This is a genomic window from Streptococcus sp. CF7_Ac1-12 (assembly GCF_024295905.1).
Taxonomy (GTDB): Bacteria; Bacillota; Bacilli; order Lactobacillales; family Streptococcaceae; genus Streptococcus; species Streptococcus mitis_AP.
This window is the reverse complement of record NZ_JANCPG010000036.1, coordinates 1-771: the sequence shown is the minus strand read 5'-3', so window position 1 is coordinate 771 and position 771 is coordinate 1. Positions and strand designations below refer to the sequence as shown.

Sequence of the window (771 nt, the reverse complement as noted above, 5' to 3'; positions counted from 1 at the left end):
TCCTCATCTGTTAAGTCTGTACGTGCATCTATTTCGGCAGTCTTAGCTTTCAGAGCTTCGTCGATGGCTTGTTTGGCTGCTGACTTCGCTACTGGTTGTGGATCTATAGCTTTTAATTCTATTGTTCCAGTTGACTGAGCTTGATTGACTTCGGCATCTGTTGTTGCTTTGTCGATTGCTTCTTTTGCTGCGTCAGCTTTGGCTTTTGCATCTAATTTAGCCACAATTTTCTCTTCGTCTGTTAAGTCTGTACGAGAGTCGATTTCATCAGTTTTAGCTTTCAGAGCTTCGTCGATGGCTCCCTTAGCTGCTGTCTTCGCTACTGCATCTGGGTTTACAGCTTTTACTTCTGTTGTTCCAGTTGACTGAGCTTGATTGACTTCGGCATTTGTTGTCGCGTTGTCGATTGCATCTTTCGCTGCGTCGGCTTTGGCCTTAGCTTCTGCTTTGGCTTTGGCTTTTTCTTCTACTGTTAAGTCATTGTTTGCTTCAATTTCTTTAATCTTCTCAGCTAACGCGTCTTCCACTGCTTTCTTAGCTACTGGTTTTGCTACTGGCGTTGGAGTTACATTGTTTACTTCTGTTGTTCCATTAGCCTTAGCTTGGTCCACTCCTGCGTTTGTTGTCGCATTATCAATCGCAGTCTTCGCTGCGTCTGCTTTGGCTTTAGCTTCTTCTTTAGCCGCAGTCTTCTCTTCGTCTGTTAAGTCATTGTTTGCTTCAATTTCTTTAATCTTCTCAGCTAACGCGTCTTCCACTGCTTTCTTAGCC

At 43.8% G+C, this 771-nt stretch carries 1 protein-coding gene; it reads right to left on the bottom strand.

Translation table 11 applies throughout. From position 1 onward, the window contains the following. Positions 1–771 (bottom strand): DUF1542 domain-containing protein (locus NMM17_RS09550; RefSeq protein ID WP_254754332.1); only part of this gene is annotated, 771 nt, incomplete at both ends.